The following is a 15,586-nucleotide window of genomic DNA, read 5'->3' on the forward strand; positions in this document are numbered from 1 at the left end:
GCCCCGCTCAACTACCTCAAGAAGTGACACATTCTCCATTCGGGTCGTCTCCGTCCCATCGCCCGCCGAAGCCGAGGCCGGCGTCGGGGCGGTCGGCCGCATTACGGTGCGGGACTTTGGAGAGAATTTTCCGATGGATCTGACCTACTGGGATGTGGAACGCTATCAGGCCAGCTGGGTCAGGGCGTTGAAGGTTCTCGAACGAGCGGATGATGCGGTATCGTGCCTCATTTAATCCATCATGGATCCGACGAACAGGAACTTTGTTTTCTGTTGGCCCCTCTGCCGGTCGGGAAGTCTCGTCTACGTCCAGAACTCGATTATTTTCCTTGAAGGAATCGCAGAGGATTTCACCCCGGACGAGCCTTGGCGTTTCGTGGAACCGCGGTCCACGGTCGACGAGGACGGGCAGGAGATCTCTGAGTGGCAGACGACCATCGGTGAAGTCAGGGAGTTCCTCCGATCGGTGCGGTCTTGGACTGGGTAGCTGGAATCCGTGTCGTCTCGACCGACACCACGCTTCCTTTGGCACGCGCCTTGCCCCCTACCGGCCTGATCCACTCGGCCCGAATGCAGGGCCAGGCGGTGCGCTGGCGCTGCGCCTCCCCGGCTGCTTCGGCTGGAACCGGGACGCAAACCCTCTGCGAGCAAACCACCACCTCATCGGCTCACCTGGGACCACCAGGGCTTCCGCCCACTCGCCCAAACGGGAACGCATCACCGCAGCGGATGCGCCAGAGGACGAGATCGACTCCCGCTTCTTCGCCAGCATCACCGACCTGGTCGGCACCCCCAAGCACCCTGTGAGGCACGACGGCTGGTCCATGTGGAAACCTGATTGTGGACAACACTCGAGTACCACTGGGCTTAAGTAATGCACATTGAGATTCTGGACTTTTCACCCAGCGGGGAGAGCGGGAAAAGACCCATGGTCGCCTTCAGTAGCGCCTGCGGACTGGCATGGGCCCAGTGGTGTGGGTCCGAGATGCCACGGGTGGGCATGCCTGTGAATGCCGAGATCGAGATTCCAGATGAGATCGACCAGTGGGCCATCGTCGACGGACCGGACGTGGTGGCATCGGACGCACCGGGATCACCGGTCCGGATCAGGGGTGCCGTGGCCGCCGTGGACGAGGACTCCGTGACGGCTATCCGGGTCGGCGCCGACATCGTTCTCGTGGAGTTCACGGACCCCTTGAACTCCACGCAGCCCGACCAGGCACTCAGGCCGGGAGTCGGGGACTTCATCGAATTCACGACACCCCGGATCGAGGTTTACCCCTACTCCGTCTGATCTCTCTTCATCCTTCTCCGGCGGAAGCGAGGGGAACGACTGCGTCGAAGTCGCCGGCCTGGCCAGGCGTACTGCGTGCTCTGAGGTTCGTGCCGTACTCGAACGGTTCGAGGACCTGTGGTACGCGAGCCAGGGTGACCGAATAATAAGGACTCTGGCGCCCCTGGACGACACGGTGGGCGGGAGGACCCGAGCTGCCGGGACAGGAGGAGATCACCTTCGGTGTCGTACTGCTGCCCGGCCGAGGCGCGCAAAGAGGTCCAGGAAGAGCCGCGCCGAGAGCTTCCTCGCAGGTAGGTCCCCCTTTCCTCACCCCGAGGCGCCGCACAATCCCACGAGGTACAGTGCCGGGACCAGCAGAACCCCCAGGGTGAGGCCCCGCACGTGTTGACCCAGACCACCTCACGGGTGCTCGAACCGAGCGACCTTGACGCCGCGCTCGCCGTCCTCGACCGCGATCCGGTCGCGAACGCCTTCGTGACCTCGCGGGTCCAGGTCGCGGGCCTCGACCCGTGGCGGCTCGGCGGCGAAATGTGGGGCTGGTACGAGGACGGCATGCTCACGTCCCTGTGCTACGCGGGCGCCAACCTGGTCCCGGTCTGCGCCACCCCGCGCGCCGTCCGCGCCTTCGCGGACCGGGCGCGAAGGGCCGGCCGCCGCTGCTCCTCGATCGTCGGCCCCGCCGAACCCACATCCGCGCTGTGGCGCCTGCTGGAACCCCACTGGGGTCCCGCCCGCGAGGTCCGCGCCCACCAGCCCCTGATGGTCACCGACCGCATGCCCGGCGACATCGCCCCGGACCCCTATGTCCGCCGCGTCCGCAAGGACGAGATGGAGACGATCATGCCGGCCTGCGTGGCGATGTTCACCGAGGAGGTCGGCGTATCGCCGCTGGCCGGCGACGGCGGCCTGCTCTACCAGGCCCGCGTCGCCGAACTCGTCGGCTCCGGCCGCTCCTTCGCCCGCCTCGACGAGCACGGCAAGGTCGTCTTCAAGGCGGAGATCGGCGCGGCGACCCGCCATGCCTGCCAGATCCAGGGCGTCTGGGTGGCCCCCGAGTACCGGGGCAGGGGCCTGGCCGCCCCCGCCATGGCGGCGGTGCTGCGCTATGCCCTCGCCGACGTGGCCCCGGTCGTCAGCCTGTACGTGAACGACTTCAACACGACGGCGAGAAGGACGTACCGGCGCGTGGGCTTCCAGGAGGTCGGCGCCTTCATGAGCGTCCTGTTCTGAACCCGCTGTACGCTCCCGCCATGGACCTCGTGATCGGCCCCCTGGACCTCGCTGCCCGTGTCGACGAGGCCCTCGCCGTCCAGGCCGTGGCCTTCGGGCTGGGGCCCGACGAGGTCGCCGTACGGCGGCAGATCGTCCAGCGGCACATGCAGTTCCCGGGTGCGCGGGCGCTCGGCGCGACCGTCGGCGGACGCCTCGTCGGCTTCGTCTACGGCATGCCCAACTCCCGCACCCACTGGTGGTCCACCGTCGTGGAGCCGTACCTCCGCGCGAGCGGCAACGACTTCTGGCTGGACGACTCCTTCGTGATCACGGAGCTGCACGTCCACCCCGCCCACCAGAACCGGGGCATCGGCCGCCGCCTGATCACCAGGATCACCGACACCGCCGACGAGCCCCGCTCGATCCTCTCCGCGATCGACACCGACAGCCCCGCCCGCGGCCTGTACTTCTCCCTCGGTTACGTCGACCTCGCCCGCCGGGTCCACTTCCCGAGCGCGCCGAAGCCGTACGCGGTGATGGGCGCCCACCTGCCCCTGCGCCGGGGATAAAGCAGGGGCGTATCCGATTTCCACCGGCATGGCCCGCCCGGCTAACCTCCTATGCCATCACCCTTACCCGGCAGGAGTACGAGAACCATGGCGAACGCACCGGTCCAGCGCATGTCCCAGTTGATGGCGAAGACGCTGCGCGACGACCCGGCGGACGCCGAGGTCCTCAGCCACAAGCTTCTCGTCCGCGCCGGCTACGTCCGCCGCACGGCCGCCGGCATCTGGAGCTGGCTGCCCCTCGGCATGAAGGTCCTCGCCAACGTCGAGCGGATCGTCCGCGAGGAGATGGACGCCATCGGCGCCCAGGAGGTCTCCCTCCCCGCCCTGCTGCCCCGCGAGCCCTACGAGGCGACCGGCCGCTGGGACGAGTACGGCCAGGAACTGTTCCGCCTCAAGGACCGCAAGGGCGGCGACTACCTCCTCGGCCCCACCCACGAGGAGATCTTCACCCTTCTGGTCAAGGACCAGTGCACGTCCTACAAGGACCTGCCGGTGATCCTGTACCAGATCCAGACCAAGTTCCGGGACGAGGCCCGCCCCCGCGCCGGCATCCTGCGCGGCCGCGAGTTCCTGATGAAGGACTCGTACTCCTTCGACCTGGACGACGAGGGGCTCGCGAAGTCGTACGCCCTGCACCGCGAGGCCTACCAGCGTGTCTTCCAGCGCCTCGGCCTCGACTACCGCATCTGCGCCGCCACCGCCGGCGCCATGGGCGGCTCGAAGTCGGAGGAGTTCCTGGCCCCGGCCGAGGCCGGCGAGGACACCTTCGCGGACTGCCCGAACTGCGACTTCGCCGCCAACACCGAGGCGATCACCTACGCGCTCAAGCCGGTCGACGCCTCGGACGTGCCCGCGCTTCAGGACATCCCCACCCCGGACACCCCGACCATCGAGACCCTGGCCGCCTCCCTCGGCGTCCCCGCCTCCGCCACGCTGAAGAACCTGCTGGTGAAGGTGGACGGCGAGATCGTCGCCATCGGCGTCCCCGGCGACCGCGAGGTGGACCTGGACAAGGTCGAGGCGCACTTCGCCCCGGCTGTCGTCGAGATGGTCACCGAGGCCGACTTCGCCGGCCGTCCCGACCTGGTCCGCGGCTACGTCGGCCCGCAGGGCCTGGGCGAGAAGGTCACCTACATCGCCGACCCGCGGGTGGCCCCCGGCACCTCCTGGATCACCGGCGCGAACAAGGACCAGACCCACGCGAAGAACGTCGTCGCCGGCCGTGACTTCGAGGTCGACGCGTACGTGGACGTCGTCGTGGTGCGGGAGGGCGACCCCTGCCCGAAGTGCGGCACCGGCCTGAAGCTGGACCGCGCCATCGAGATCGGCCACATCTTCCAGCTGGGCCGCAAGTACACCGACGCCCTCAAGCTCGACGTCCTCGGCCAGAACGGCAAGCCGGTCCGCGTGACCATGGGCTCCTACGGCATCGGCGTCTCCCGCGCGGTCGCGGCCATCGCCGAGCAGAGCGCCGACGACAAGGGCCTGGTGTGGTCCAAGGAGGTCGCCCCGGCCGACGTGCACGTGGTCGCCGCCGGCAAGGCCCTGCAGACCGAGCTGGCCCTCGACGTCGCCGACAAGCTGGCCGCCGCGGGCGTCCGCGTCCTGGTCGACGACCGGGCCGGCGTCTCCCCGGGCGTGAAGTTCACCGACGCCGAGCTGATCGGCGTCCCGCAGATCCTGGTCGCCGGCCGCCGCTCCGCCGAGGGCGTGCTGGAGCTGAAGGACCGCAAGACCGGTGAGCGCGAGGAGCTGACGGTCGAGGACGCGATCGCCCGCCTCACGGCCTGACGACGGTGAGGGCGGCGGTCACGCGCGTGAGCGCCGCCCCTCCCGCCGGGAGAGCGTCCCCTGGTCCCGGCTTTTGAAGGTGACGCGGAAGACGGTGCCGTGGCGGGCGGGTGCCTCGGCGACGGTGGTCTGGCCGGTCGTCCCACTCGACGGTGAACGACCGATCGTCGAGCTCCGGCCCGGGCAGGCGCAGCCAGACTCGCCGCTTGCGAACGACATGGCGCAGGGCGCCAGCCATGGCGGTGGCTGGGCTGCTGGTGGCGGGCTGCGCCGCGGCGGGGCCGGACGCCGGCGAACGCCACCGCCTGGCGATGTCGGCGGCGGTGCGGCGCCGGCGGGCAGAGGCCGAACGGGCCATTCACGAGCGGGTGGCGGCCTGCACCGCGCGTCGCTCACCGGAGCCCGTGCCGCCGCGACGGACCCCACCACCCATGTGCGATGAGTGCGCCGCGCACGCCTACAGCCAGCTCGCGAACTCCAGCAGCAGTTCCGCGTCCTTCTCACGGCCCACGCGCCGCGCCCGCACCCCCGACTCCACCGCCCGGAACAGCGTCCAGCCCCGCAGCCGCTCCTGGTCCACCTCCAGCGACTCCGCGAGCCGTTTGATCCGGCGGCGGGTCGTCGCCGGGCCGGACGGAGCGGCGATCAGGTCCTCCACCCGGTCCCGCACCAGCCGCGCCAGATCGAACGCGCACTCACCCACCACCGGGTCGGGGCCCACCGCGAGCCACGGCATGCGCTCCCCGGCCAGCACCTTGCTCTGCCGGAACGTACCGTGCAGCAACCGGTGTTCAGGCGGGGCCGCCAGCAGTTCCCCGCGGACCGCGACCGCCGCGTCGACCAGCGGCGCCACCTCGGGGTCGGCCTCCGCGCCCGCCCGCATCGCCGCCGCCTGGCGGCCCGTGCGCTCGGCGACGGTCTCGAAGACATGGCCGGCCGGCGGCTCGACCCACAGCCGCCGCAGCGTGCCCGCGGCCTCCAGCAGCGCCTTCGCCTCCGGCAGCGACCGCACGGACACGTCCGGGTGCAGCCGCTCCAGCAGCAGCACACCGTCCTCCGCGCCGGTTTCCAGCAGCTGTACGGCGCCCAGCCCGCCCCAGTGCGCCAGCGCCGTCCGCTCGCTCTCCGGGCGGGCCCGGGGCGGGGCCAGCTTCAGCACGGCCGGGGTGCCGTCGGCCCGCCGCACCAGCACCACCAGGCTGCTGCGCCCGCCCGGCACCTGAACCCGCTCCACGGTCAACTCGCGCCTGGCGACGGCCTGTTCGGCGATCACGGGCAGCCTGGCGAGCCAGTCGTCCCCGGCCGGTGCCGTCTCACCGAGCGCCCGTACCAGGCGCGGCGGCGGTTCGAAAGCCATGCGCGAGTCGTTCCCTTCCAGTCCGGGTCGTGTCGTACGGGCGTCTACCGCGTCACGGGGACACCGGGGCGGAGGCCGACGGTGTCGTACCGGCCGCGCCGGTCCCTTCGCCGGCGGCCCGTTCGGCGAGCCCAGGGAAGGCTACGCTCTCCCCGCTCCAGCGCACCGCGCGCGCCGCGGCCTCCCGCAGCGCGGCGGCGGCCGACGCGCGCCGCGCGCCCGTCGCCGCCCGCACCAGGTCCGCGTAGACGCCGGCCACCCGGTCCTCCAGCCGGGCGGCGAGCCGCACGGCCGTGGCCGGGTCCTGCACCTGGAACGGCAGCGCGTAGGCCGCGTTCGCGGCGACCGGCTGCCCGCCCAGATCGCGGACCTCGCGGGTCAGCGCGTCCCGGCGCGCCCGGTGGGCGTCGTACGCCGCCCGCGCCTCGGTCCGGCGCGCCGAGCCGATCCGGCCGCCGACGACACCGTAGCCGTACACCGCCGCGTGCTCCGCCGCCAGCGCCTCCTGCAGCGCCCTCAGTTCGGCCGACTTCGCCTCGTCGCTCACTTCGCCCCCTCCGTCAGCAGGTACGCGTGCGTGGCCCCGGCCGCCGCCACCGACGCCAGCAGCCGCGCCAGCTCGCCCGGCACCTCCACCAGGGCCTTGGCGCGCCGGTCGGCGAGGGCGCGCTCGGCGCCGGCGAGGTCGGCGAGGGCGTCCTTCTCGGTGGCCGGGACGGCCGGACCGGCGGACGGGGAAGCGGACGACTTCGCGGGCGTGGGCGTCGTACCGTCCCCGAACGCGTCGGCGTGGGCCGCCACCTGTGCGCGCAGCGGGCCCAGCCGCTCCGCCAGGCCGGGGTGCGCGGCGAGCACGGCGTCGTACCGGGCGAGCAGTTCCCGGCTGTCCCGGGCCGCACGCGCGCGTGCCCGTTGCGTCACCGACGGACCACCACCGCCGCCGGAGTCCGGATCAGCCGAACACCCCGCCAACAGGGCGGCCCCGGCGGCCGAGACGAGCAGGGTTCTTCTGCGCGGCCCCGAGGGGGCGCGCAAGGGTGGGCGGTACGGCACGGCTGACGTCCTCGGGGGGCTCGTACGAACACACGGGCGGGAGGGCGGCCCGCCGTGATCACGGTACCCGCGCATTCCCTCGCCTCATGTCACCGGCTCAGTGGACCCACCGTGAGCGGCGCGCGGCTGGAGCGATGTGCGGCTCCGCCGCGTGGGCGCGACCAGCCCCCCACAACCCGCACCCGCCGACGGTCAACAGCCCCCGAACCGGAGGGCGCCAGCCCCCGCCGCCGGAGGCACGCGCACGCAACAGTGCCCGCGACCGGATACCCTTTGACCAGACACGCGACCCATCCCACAACAGCACACGCGGCCGAGGAGTCACCCGGATGAGCACCACCCAGAGCGAGAGGCTGCGAGAGCTGCTCGAACCGCTCGTCACCTCCCAGGGACTGGATCTCGAAGAGATCGCCGTGGACTCCGTCGGACGCAAGCGGGTGCTGCGCGTGGTCGTCGACTCCGACTCCGGAGCTGATCTGGACGCCATCGCCGATGTGAGCCGTGCGCTCTCGGCGAAGCTCGACGAGACCAACGCGATGGGCGACGCGGCGTACGACCTGGAGGTCGGAACCCCCGGCGCGGAGCGCCTCCTCACCGAGCACCGGCACTTCGTGCGCGCCACCGACCGGCTCGTGAAGTTCCAGCTGACCGAGGGCGGCGAGCTGGTCGCCAGGATCCTGAAGGTCGACGACGAGGGCCTGGACGTCGAGGTTCCCGGGGTCAAGGGCCGCAAGGCCACCAGCCGCAGGCTCGGCTTCCCGGAGATCGCCAAGGCGCGCGTGCAGGTCGAGTTCAACCGCAAGGACGACAAGGTCGAGAAGGACCTGAAGGAAGAGGAGGAGGCGTAGCCGTGGACATCGACATGAGTGCCCTGCGGGGCTTGGTTCGGGAGAAGGAGATCTCCTTCGACCTGCTGGTCGAGGCGATCGAGTCGGCCCTCCTCATCGCCTATCACCGCACCGAGGGAAGCCGCCGACACGCGCGCGTGGAGCTCAACCGGGAGACCGGGCATGTGACCGTGTGGGCGAAGGAGGACCCCGAGGACCTGGAAGAGGGGCAGGAGCCCCGCGAGTTCGACGACACCCCGTCGGGCTTCGGGCGGATCGCCGCCACCACCGCCAAGCAGGTGATCCTGCAGCGGCTGCGGGACGCCGAGGACGACGCCACGCTCGGCGAGTACGCCGGCCGCGAGGGCGACATCGTCACCGGCGTGGTCCAGCAGGGCCGCGACCCGAAGAACGTGCTGGTCGACATCGGCAAGCTGGAGGCCATCCTGCCGGTGCAGGAGCAGGTGCCGGGCGAGACCTACCCGCACGGCATGCGCCTTCGGTCGTACGTCGTCCGGGTGGCCAAGGGCGTCCGCGGACCGTCGGTCACCCTCTCCCGCACGCACCCCAACCTGGTGAAGAAGCTCTTCGCCCTGGAGGTGCCGGAGATCGCCGACGGCTCGGTGGAGATCGCCGCGATCGCCCGTGAGGCCGGTCACCGCACCAAGATCGCCGTACGGTCCACCCGTTCGGGCCTGAACGCCAAGGGCGCCTGCATCGGCCCGATGGGCGGCCGGGTGCGCAACGTGATGGGCGAGCTGAACGGCGAGAAGATCGACATCGTCGACTGGTCGGACGACCCGGCCGAGATGGTCGCGAACGCCCTGTCACCCGCTCGGGTGAGCAAGGTGGAGGTCGTCGACCTGGCCTCCCGCTCCGCCCGGGTGACCGTGCCGGACTACCAGCTGTCGCTCGCGATCGGCAAGGAGGGGCAGAACGCCCGCCTCGCCGCCCGTCTCACCGGCTGGCGGATCGACATCCGGCCCGACACCGAACAGCTGGCCGAGTAACGCCGGGTAACGCCCGATAAACGCCGAGCGACCGGGGCGGCCCGGGAATAGATCCAAGCCGCAGGTCGCTTGGTTTACGACAACAGCCGTTCGATTTTTCCCCCGAAGGGGTGAGGTCGGTGCGGGGAGGTAGACTTAACCGTGTCTGGCCGGACGCATGCCGGAGCATGCCCTGAGCGCACCTGTGTGGGGTGCCGGGAGCGGGCGGCCAAGGACGATCTGCTGCGGATCGTGAAGATCGAGGACGCATGCGCCCCCGATCCTCGCGGTACGCTGCCCGGCCGGGGTGCCTATGTACACCCCGCACTGGTCTGTCTCGACCAGGCGGTACGCCGCCGGGCGTTCCCGCGGGCACTGCGCGTCCCGGGACCGCTCGACACAAAGGCGTTGCGCCGATACGTCGAGCAGACAACAGTTGCCGAGCAGGCAACACCGTAAGACGTGCCGTACGGAACCCCGTGCGGCCTGGTACCTCGCGAGTCGAAAGCAGGTCGAGATTGCGATGAGCACTCGATGAGTACGCGATGAGTACGCCCATGAACTAGCGACGGTCCGGCTTCACCCGGACCTCAAAGGAGCGAAGTGGCTAAGGTCCGGGTTTACGAACTCGCCAAGGAGTTCGGAGTTGAGAGCAAGGTCGTCATGGCTAAGCTCCAGGAGCTCGGTGAATTCGTCCGTTCGGCGTCTTCGACCATCGAAGCGCCTGTAGTACGCAAGCTGACCGACGCCTTCCAGGGCGGTGGCAACGGCAAGTCCGCCGCGAAGCCCGCCCCGCGCAAGGCCGCCCCCAGGCCCGCCGCGCCCTCTCCGGCGCAGGCGGCCCGTCCGGCTGCCCCGAGGCCGGCGGCCCCCAAGCCTCCGACGGCGCCCGCTGCCCAGCAGCCGGCCGCCCCGTCGGCTCCCGCGGCGTCCGCGCCGGCTCCGGGCCCGCGCCCGGTGCCGGGTCCCAAGCCCGCGCCGCGTCCGGCTCCGGCCGCCCCGGAGTTCACCGCTCCGCCGGCCGCTCCGGCCGCCCAGACCCCGCAGGCCCCGGCCGCGCAGGGTCCGCGTCCCGGCGCCCGTCCGGGTGCCCCGAAGCCCGGTGGTGGCCGTCCGGGTGCTCCCGGCCAGGGTCAGGGCCGTCCGGGCCAGGGTGCCCCGCGCGCCGGTGGTCAGGCCCCGCGTCCGGGTGCCCGTCCGGCCGGTCCGCGTCCGGGTAACAACCCCTTCACCTCCGGTGGCTCCACCGGTATGGCCCGTCCGCAGGCCCCGCGCCCGCAGGGCGGCCCGCGTCCGGGCGGTCCGGGTGCCCCCGGCGCCGGTCCCCGTCCGCAGGCCCCCGGCCAGCAGGGCGGCGGTCCGCGTCCGCAGGCTCCGGGCGGTCCCCGTCCGAGCCCGGCCGGCATGCCCCGTCCGCAGGGCGGTCCGCGTCCCGGCCCGTCCGGTCCGCGCCCGAACCCCGGCATGATGCCGCAGCGTCCCGCTGCGGGTCCGCGTCCCGGCGGCGGTGGCCCCGGTGGCCGCGGTCCCGGTGGCGGCGGTCGTCCCGGTGGCGGCGGCGGTCGTCCGGGTGGCGCCGGCTTCGCCCGTCCCGGTGGCGGCGGTGGCGGCTTCGCCGGTCGTCCCGGCGGTCCCGGTGGCGGCGGTGGCGGTGGCTTCGCCGGCCGTCCGGGTGGTCCCGGCGGTGGCGGCGGTGGCCGTCCCGGCTTCGGCGGCCGTCCCGGCGGTCCCGGTGGCCGCGGTGGCACGCAGGGCGCCTTCGGCCGTCCCGGCGGTCCGGCGCGTCGTGGCCGCAAGTCGAAGCGGCAGCGTCGCCAGGAGTACGAGGCGATGCAGGCCCCGAGCGTCGGCGGCGTGATGCTGCCGCGCGGCAACGGCGAGACCATCCGTCTCTCCCGCGGCGCGTCGCTCACCGACTTCGCGGAGAAGATCAACGCCAACCCGGCGTCCCTGGTCGCGGTCATGATGAACCTCGGCGAGATGGTCACCGCGACGCAGTCCGTCTCCGACGAGACCCTGCAGCTCCTCGCCGACGAGATGAACTACGCGGTTCAGATCGTCAGCCCGGAGGAGGAGGACCGCGAGCTGCTCGAGTCCTTCGACATCGAGTTCGGCGAGGACGAGGGCGACGAGGAGGACCTGGTGGTCCGTCCGCCGGTCGTCACCGTCATGGGTCACGTCGACCACGGTAAGACCCGCCTGCTCGACGCCATCCGCAAGACGAACGTCATCGCGGGCGAGGCCGGTGGCATCACCCAGCACATCGGTGCCTACCAGGTCGCGACCGAGGTCAACGACGAAGAGCGCAAGATCACCTTCATCGACACCCCGGGTCACGAGGCGTTCACCGCCATGCGTGCCCGTGGTGCGAAGTCGACCGACATCGCGATCCTGGTCGTCGCGGCCAACGACGGCGTCATGCCGCAGACGGTCGAGGCGCTCAACCACGCCAAGGCGGCCGACGTGCCGATCGTGGTCGCGGTCAACAAGATCGACGTCGAGGGTGCCGACCCGACCAAGGTGCGCGGTCAGCTGACCGAGTACGGCCTGGTGGCCGAGGAGTACGGCGGCGACACGATGTTCGTCGACATCTCCGCCAAGCAGGGTCTGCACATCGACTCGCTGCTGGAGGCCGTGATCCTCACGGCCGACGCCTCGCTCGACCTGCGGGCCAACCCGAACCAGGACGCGCAGGGCATCTCGATCGAGTCCCGTCTCGACCGCGGCCGTGGTGCCGTGGCGACGGTCCTCGTCCAGCGAGGCACGCTGCGGGTCGGCGACACGATGGTGGTGGGCGACGCCTACGGCCGCGTCCGCGCCATGCTCGACGACAACGGCAACAACGTCGCCGAGGCCGGCCCGTCGACGCCGGTCCAGGTCCTGGGCCTGACCAACGTCCCGGGTGCGGGCGACAACTTCCTCGTGGTCGAGGAGGACCGTACGGCCCGCCAGATCGCGGAGAAGCGCGCCGCCCGTGAGCGCAACGCCGCGTTCGCCAAGCGCACGCGCCGCGTGTCGCTGGAGGACCTGGACAAGGTGCTCAAGGCCGGCGAGGTCCAGCAGCTGAACCTGATCATCAAGGGTGACGCTTCCGGTTCGGTCGAGGCCCTGGAGTCCTCGCTGCTCCAGCTGGACGTCGGCGAAGAGGTCGACATCCGGGTCCTGCACCGCGGCGTCGGTGCGGTCACGGAGTCCGACATCGACCTGGCGATGGGCTCCGACGCCATCGTGATCGGCTTCAACGTCCGCGCGGCCGGCCGCGCGGCGCAGATGGCCGAGCGCGAGGGCGTGGACGTCCGGTACTACTCGGTCATCTACCAGGCGATCGAGGAGATCGAGGCGGCCCTCAAGGGCATGCTCAAGCCGGAGTTCGAGGAGGTCGAGCTCGGTACGGCGGAGATCCGCGAGGTCTTCAAGTCGTCCAAGCTGGGCAACATCGCCGGTGTCCTCATCCGCTCCGGCGAGGTGCGCCGCAACACCAAGGCCCGCCTCATCCGCGACGGCAAGGTGGTCGCGGAGAACCTCACCATCGAGGGCCTGCGTCGCTTCAAGGACGACGTCACCGAGATCCGCGAAGGCTACGAGGGCGGTATCAACCTCGGCAACTTCAACGACATCAAGGTCGACGACGTCATCGCGACGTACGAGATGCGGGAGAAGCCGCGGGCGTAACGGCCCACGGTTCGTGAAGCTGGCCGACGGGACCGAGGTCCCGTCGGCCAGCGCCCCTTTTTCCGGTGCGGCGTCGCGGGCGGCGCCGCGGCCGACGGTGACCAGGAAACTCGGTCGAGCCACCGACGGCCAGGCGGTAACGTGGCTCCCAGGCCATCGATCCCGTACCGGCGGGTATACCCGGCACACAACATGTACGTGGGGACTCTGTCCTTCGACCTCCTCCTCGGCGACGTCCACTCGCTGAAGGAGAAGCGCTCCGTCGTCCGCCCGATCGTCGCCGAACTCCAGCGCAAGTACGCGGTGAGCGCGGCGGAGGTGGACCACATGGACCTCCACCGGCGGGCGATCATCGGCCTCGCCATGGTCTCCGGCGACGCGGCCCACCTCACCGACGTACTCGATCGGTGCGAACGGCTGGTCGCGGGCCGCCCCGAGGTCGAGCTGCTGTCCGTACGACGGCGCTTCCACGGCGAAGACGACTGACCACAGAACGCAAGAAGAAACAAGGAACGGGAGACGGACCAGTGGCCGACAACGCGCGGGCGAAAAGGCTGGCGGACCTCATCCGGGAGGTGGTGGCCCAGAAGCTGCAGCGCGGGATCAAGGACCCGCGGCTCGGCTCGCACGTCACCATCACGGACACCCGGGTCACGGGTGACCTGCGGGAGGCGACCGTCTTCTACACGGTCTACGGCGACGACGAGGAGCGGAAGGCCGCCGCGGCGGGCCTGGAGAGCGCCAAGGGCATCCTGCGCTCCGAGGTGGGCCGCGCGGCCGGTGTGAAGTTCACGCCGACCCTGACCTTCGTCGCGGACGCACTGCCGGACACCGCCCGGACCATCGAGGACCTCCTCGACAAGGCGCGGCAGTCCGACGAGAAGGTGCGCGAGGCGGCCACCGGCGCCACGTACGCCGGCGGCGCGGACCCGTACAAGAAGCCGTCCGAGGACGACACGACCGACACGGACGGCGACGCCGCGGAATGACGCAGAAGCACACCACGCCCGACGGCCTCGTCATCGTCGACAAGCCGTCGGGCTTCACTTCGCACGACGTGGTCGCCAAGATGCGCGGCATCGCCCGGACCCGCCGGGTCGGCCACGCCGGCACCCTCGACCCGATGGCGACCGGCGTCCTGGTCCTCGGTGTCGAGCGCGCCACCAAGCTCCTCGGGCACCTCGCCCTCACGGAGAAGGAGTACCTCGGCACCATCCGCCTGGGCCAGAACACGATCACCGACGACGCCGAGGGCGAGGTCACCTCGTCCACCGACGCCTCGAAGGTGACCCGGGACGCCATCGACGCCGGCATCGCCAAGCTGACCGGCGACATCATGCAGGTGCCGTCCAAGGTCAGCGCCATCAAGATCGACGGCGTACGGTCGTACAAGCGGGCGCGCGACGGCGAGGACTTCGAGATCCCCGCCCGCCCGGTGACCGTCTCCTCCTTCACGGTGTACGACGTCCGGGACGCCGTGACCGACGACGGCACCCAGGTCCTCGACCTGATCGTCTCCGTCGTCTGCTCCTCCGGCACCTACATCCGCGCCCTCGCCCGTGACCTGGGCGCCGGCCTCGGCGTCGGCGGCCACCTCACCGCGCTGCGCCGGACGCGCGTCGGACCGTACAAGATCGATGCGGCGAAGACGCTGGACCAGCTCCAGCAGGAGCTGACCGTGATGCCGATCGCGGACGCCGCCGCGGCCGCGTTCCCACGCTGGCAAGTGGACCCCCGGCGCGCCCGGCTGCTGCTGAACGGCGTCCGGCTGGAGATGCCCGAGGAGTACGCGGGCGCCGGTCCCGTCGCCGTCTTCGACGCCGAGGGCCGCTTCCTCGCGCTCGTCGAACACCACAAGGGCAAGGCGAAGAGCCTGGCCGTCTTCGGCTGAGACATCCGCCGGGACGTCTGCCTGGGACGCCTGCCACGGGTGTCACCCATGCGCGTCGCCCGTGGAGCGGCGGCCGGCCACGGGGCGAGCCCCCTGCCGCCGCTCCACGCTCCCCCCTCGGTTCCCCCACCTCTAGGGTTATCCAACGGCTCCCGCCTATTCACCCGACCGGGCAGGCGCTCGGAGTGAACCGGGGGAGCGGAAGGGGGCGCGTTCGCCAGGCGATCTGTCCCGCCGATCATCGCGCGCCTACCGTCGACCACAGCGCGACGGAAGACAGTGCGCGTGAGCTCGGGCGGGGAGGTACGGGCCATGGCGGGACGGGGCCCGCGCACCGGAAGCGGTGGCCGGTCGGCGGCGGACGGTATGCGCGACAGGGCGGACGGCTTCCGCCGGGGACAGTCGAATCGTACGGACGACAGGGGCGCCGCGGGCACCACCGGATACACCACGGGCACCACAGGTCTCACCCAAGCCACAGAGCCCTCAAGTCCCCCGGCCACCCCGGGCACGCATCCCGGCGGCCCGCCCCCCGACCCGGCCCTCGTCCAGATCCGCGACCTCGCCGGCCGCCCCCGGGGCGTCGGCTTCCTCGCCGATCACCAGGGGACCCTCCTCACCAGCCACGAGACGGTCGACGGCCTGCCCCGGCTCGTGCTGCAGGTCGTGGGGGGGGGCCCCCCCCCGGGGGGGGGCGCCCCCCCCCGCCCCCCCCCGCCCCCCCGCCGCCCGGGCCCCCCCCCCCCCCCCGGGCGGGGGCGGGCCCCCCCCCCCCCCCGCGGGGGGGGGGGGGGGGGCCCCCGGGGGGGGGGGGGGGGGGGGGGGGGGCCCCCCCCGGGGGGGGGGCCCCCCCCGACGCCGTCACCCCGCTGCCCGAGCGCGACCTGGCACTCGTCCGCACCGAGGGCCTGGGCCTCGACCCGCTGCC

General features: G+C 71.8%; 14 protein-coding genes and 1 pseudogene. 12 read left to right on the forward strand and 3 right to left on the reverse strand.

The features are described 5' to 3' along the window. The first annotated feature begins 133 nt into the window (after nt 1–133). The 5 genes and pseudogenes from ACIBJF_RS36195 (at nt 134) to ACIBJF_RS36215 (ending at nt 4,869) form a co-directional block, all read left to right on the forward strand. A pseudogene (locus ACIBJF_RS36195) lies at nt 134–487 on the forward strand (hypothetical protein). A 387-nt stretch (nt 488–874) separates the two neighbouring features. Then, nucleotides 875–1,294, forward strand: coding sequence for a hypothetical protein (locus ACIBJF_RS36200; RefSeq protein ID WP_399180284.1), 420 nt, complete (start codon nt 875–877; stop codon nt 1,292–1,294). Nucleotides 1,295–1,678: 384 nt separating this feature from the next. Further along, nucleotides 1,679–2,527, forward strand: a complete 849-nt coding sequence (locus tag ACIBJF_RS36205) for a GNAT family N-acetyltransferase (protein ID WP_399180285.1) — start codon at nt 1,679–1,681, stop codon at nt 2,525–2,527. Nucleotides 2,528–2,547: 20 nt separating this feature from the next. Continuing rightward, nucleotides 2,548–3,078 carry a GNAT family N-acetyltransferase gene (locus ACIBJF_RS36210; protein WP_399180287.1) on the forward strand — a complete coding sequence of 177 codons (531 nt, stop codon included), beginning with the start codon at nt 2,548–2,550 and terminating at the stop codon, nt 3,076–3,078. Between the two features lie 87 nt (nt 3,079–3,165). Next, complete coding sequence (locus ACIBJF_RS36215; protein WP_399180289.1) at nt 3,166–4,869, forward strand: proline--tRNA ligase; 1,704 nt, start codon at nt 3,166–3,168, stop codon at nt 4,867–4,869. A gap of 457 nt (nt 4,870–5,326) precedes the next feature. Here the strand turns inward: ACIBJF_RS36215 and ACIBJF_RS36220 are convergent, their stop codons facing one another. The 3 genes from ACIBJF_RS36220 to ACIBJF_RS36230 are packed head-to-tail and all read right to left on the reverse strand — an operon-like array spanning nt 5,327 to nt 7,279. Beyond that, entirely contained in the window at nt 5,327–6,226 is a 900-nt protein-coding gene (locus ACIBJF_RS36220) for an aminoglycoside phosphotransferase family protein (protein ID WP_399180290.1), read from the reverse strand. Between the two features lie 52 nt (nt 6,227–6,278). After that, nucleotides 6,279–6,773 carry a ferritin-like domain-containing protein gene (locus tag ACIBJF_RS36225; RefSeq protein WP_399180292.1) on the reverse strand — a complete coding sequence of 165 codons (495 nt, stop codon included), beginning with the start codon at nt 6,771–6,773 and terminating at the stop codon, nt 6,279–6,281. After that, the gene (locus ACIBJF_RS36230) at nt 6,770–7,279 is read right to left on the reverse strand and encodes a hypothetical protein (RefSeq protein ID WP_399180294.1); all 510 of its coding nucleotides are present in this window, start codon (nt 7,277–7,279) and stop codon (nt 6,770–6,772) included. Before ACIBJF_RS36230 ends, ACIBJF_RS36225 begins: the two co-directional genes overlap by 4 nt. Before the next feature lie 329 nt (nt 7,280–7,608). Between ACIBJF_RS36230 and rimP the strand changes: the two genes are divergently transcribed. From rimP to truB, 7 genes are all read left to right on the forward strand, one after another. Beyond that, nucleotides 7,609–8,127 carry a ribosome maturation factor RimP gene (gene rimP, locus ACIBJF_RS36235; protein ID WP_399180295.1) on the forward strand — a complete coding sequence of 173 codons (519 nt, stop codon included), beginning with the start codon at nt 7,609–7,611 and terminating at the stop codon, nt 8,125–8,127. A 2-nt stretch (nt 8,128–8,129) separates the two neighbouring features. Further along, nucleotides 8,130–9,116 carry a transcription termination factor NusA gene (gene nusA / locus ACIBJF_RS36240; RefSeq protein ID WP_399180297.1) on the forward strand — a complete coding sequence of 329 codons (987 nt, stop codon included), beginning with the start codon at nt 8,130–8,132 and terminating at the stop codon, nt 9,114–9,116. Nucleotides 9,117–9,257: 141 nt separating this feature from the next. Continuing rightward, nucleotides 9,258–9,554, forward strand: coding sequence for a YlxR family protein (locus ACIBJF_RS36245; protein ID WP_351807097.1), 297 nt, complete (start codon nt 9,258–9,260; stop codon nt 9,552–9,554). A 144-nt stretch (nt 9,555–9,698) separates the two neighbouring features. Next, nucleotides 9,699–12,767: a translation initiation factor IF-2 gene (infB, locus tag ACIBJF_RS36250; protein ID WP_399180299.1), complete on the forward strand. Its 3,069-nt coding sequence runs from the start codon at nt 9,699–9,701 to the stop codon at nt 12,765–12,767. Between the two features lie 192 nt (nt 12,768–12,959). Next, complete coding sequence (locus ACIBJF_RS36255) at nt 12,960–13,253, forward strand: DUF503 domain-containing protein (RefSeq protein WP_208898485.1); 294 nt, start codon at nt 12,960–12,962, stop codon at nt 13,251–13,253. Between the two features lie 41 nt (nt 13,254–13,294). Then, nucleotides 13,295–13,756, forward strand: a complete 462-nt coding sequence (rbfA, locus tag ACIBJF_RS36260; RefSeq protein WP_351807095.1) for a 30S ribosome-binding factor RbfA — start codon at nt 13,295–13,297, stop codon at nt 13,754–13,756. Next, complete coding sequence (truB, locus tag ACIBJF_RS36265) at nt 13,753–14,658, forward strand: tRNA pseudouridine(55) synthase TruB (protein WP_399180302.1); 906 nt, start codon at nt 13,753–13,755, stop codon at nt 14,656–14,658. Before rbfA ends, truB begins: the two co-directional genes overlap by 4 nt. The last annotated feature ends 928 nt before the right edge of the window (nt 14,659–15,586 follow it).

The sequence above is a fragment of the Streptomyces sp. NPDC050743 genome, assembly GCF_044456925.1.
Taxonomy (GTDB): domain Bacteria; phylum Actinomycetota; class Actinomycetes; order Streptomycetales; family Streptomycetaceae; genus Streptomyces.

Excerpts from the sequence above, each read along its gene's own strand:
- ACIBJF_RS36200 (WP_399180284.1), top strand. The coding sequence starts at position 875 with ATGCACATTGAGATTCTGGACTTTTCACCCAGCGGGGAGAGCGGGAAA.
- ACIBJF_RS36210 (WP_399180287.1), top strand. The coding sequence starts at position 2,548 with ATGGACCTCGTGATCGGCCCCCTGGACCTCGCTGCCCGTGTCGACGAG.
- ACIBJF_RS36215 (WP_399180289.1), top strand. The coding sequence starts at position 3,166 with ATGGCGAACGCACCGGTCCAGCGCATGTCCCAGTTGATGGCGAAGACG.
- ACIBJF_RS36220 (WP_399180290.1), bottom strand. The coding sequence starts at position 6,226 with ATGGCTTTCGAACCGCCGCCGCGCCTGGTACGGGCGCTCGGTGAGACG.
- rimP (WP_399180295.1), top strand. The coding sequence starts at position 7,609 with ATGAGCACCACCCAGAGCGAGAGGCTGCGAGAGCTGCTCGAACCGCTC.
- ACIBJF_RS36255 (WP_208898485.1), top strand. The coding sequence starts at position 12,960 with ATGTACGTGGGGACTCTGTCCTTCGACCTCCTCCTCGGCGACGTCCAC.
- truB (WP_399180302.1), top strand. The coding sequence starts at position 13,753 with ATGACGCAGAAGCACACCACGCCCGACGGCCTCGTCATCGTCGACAAG.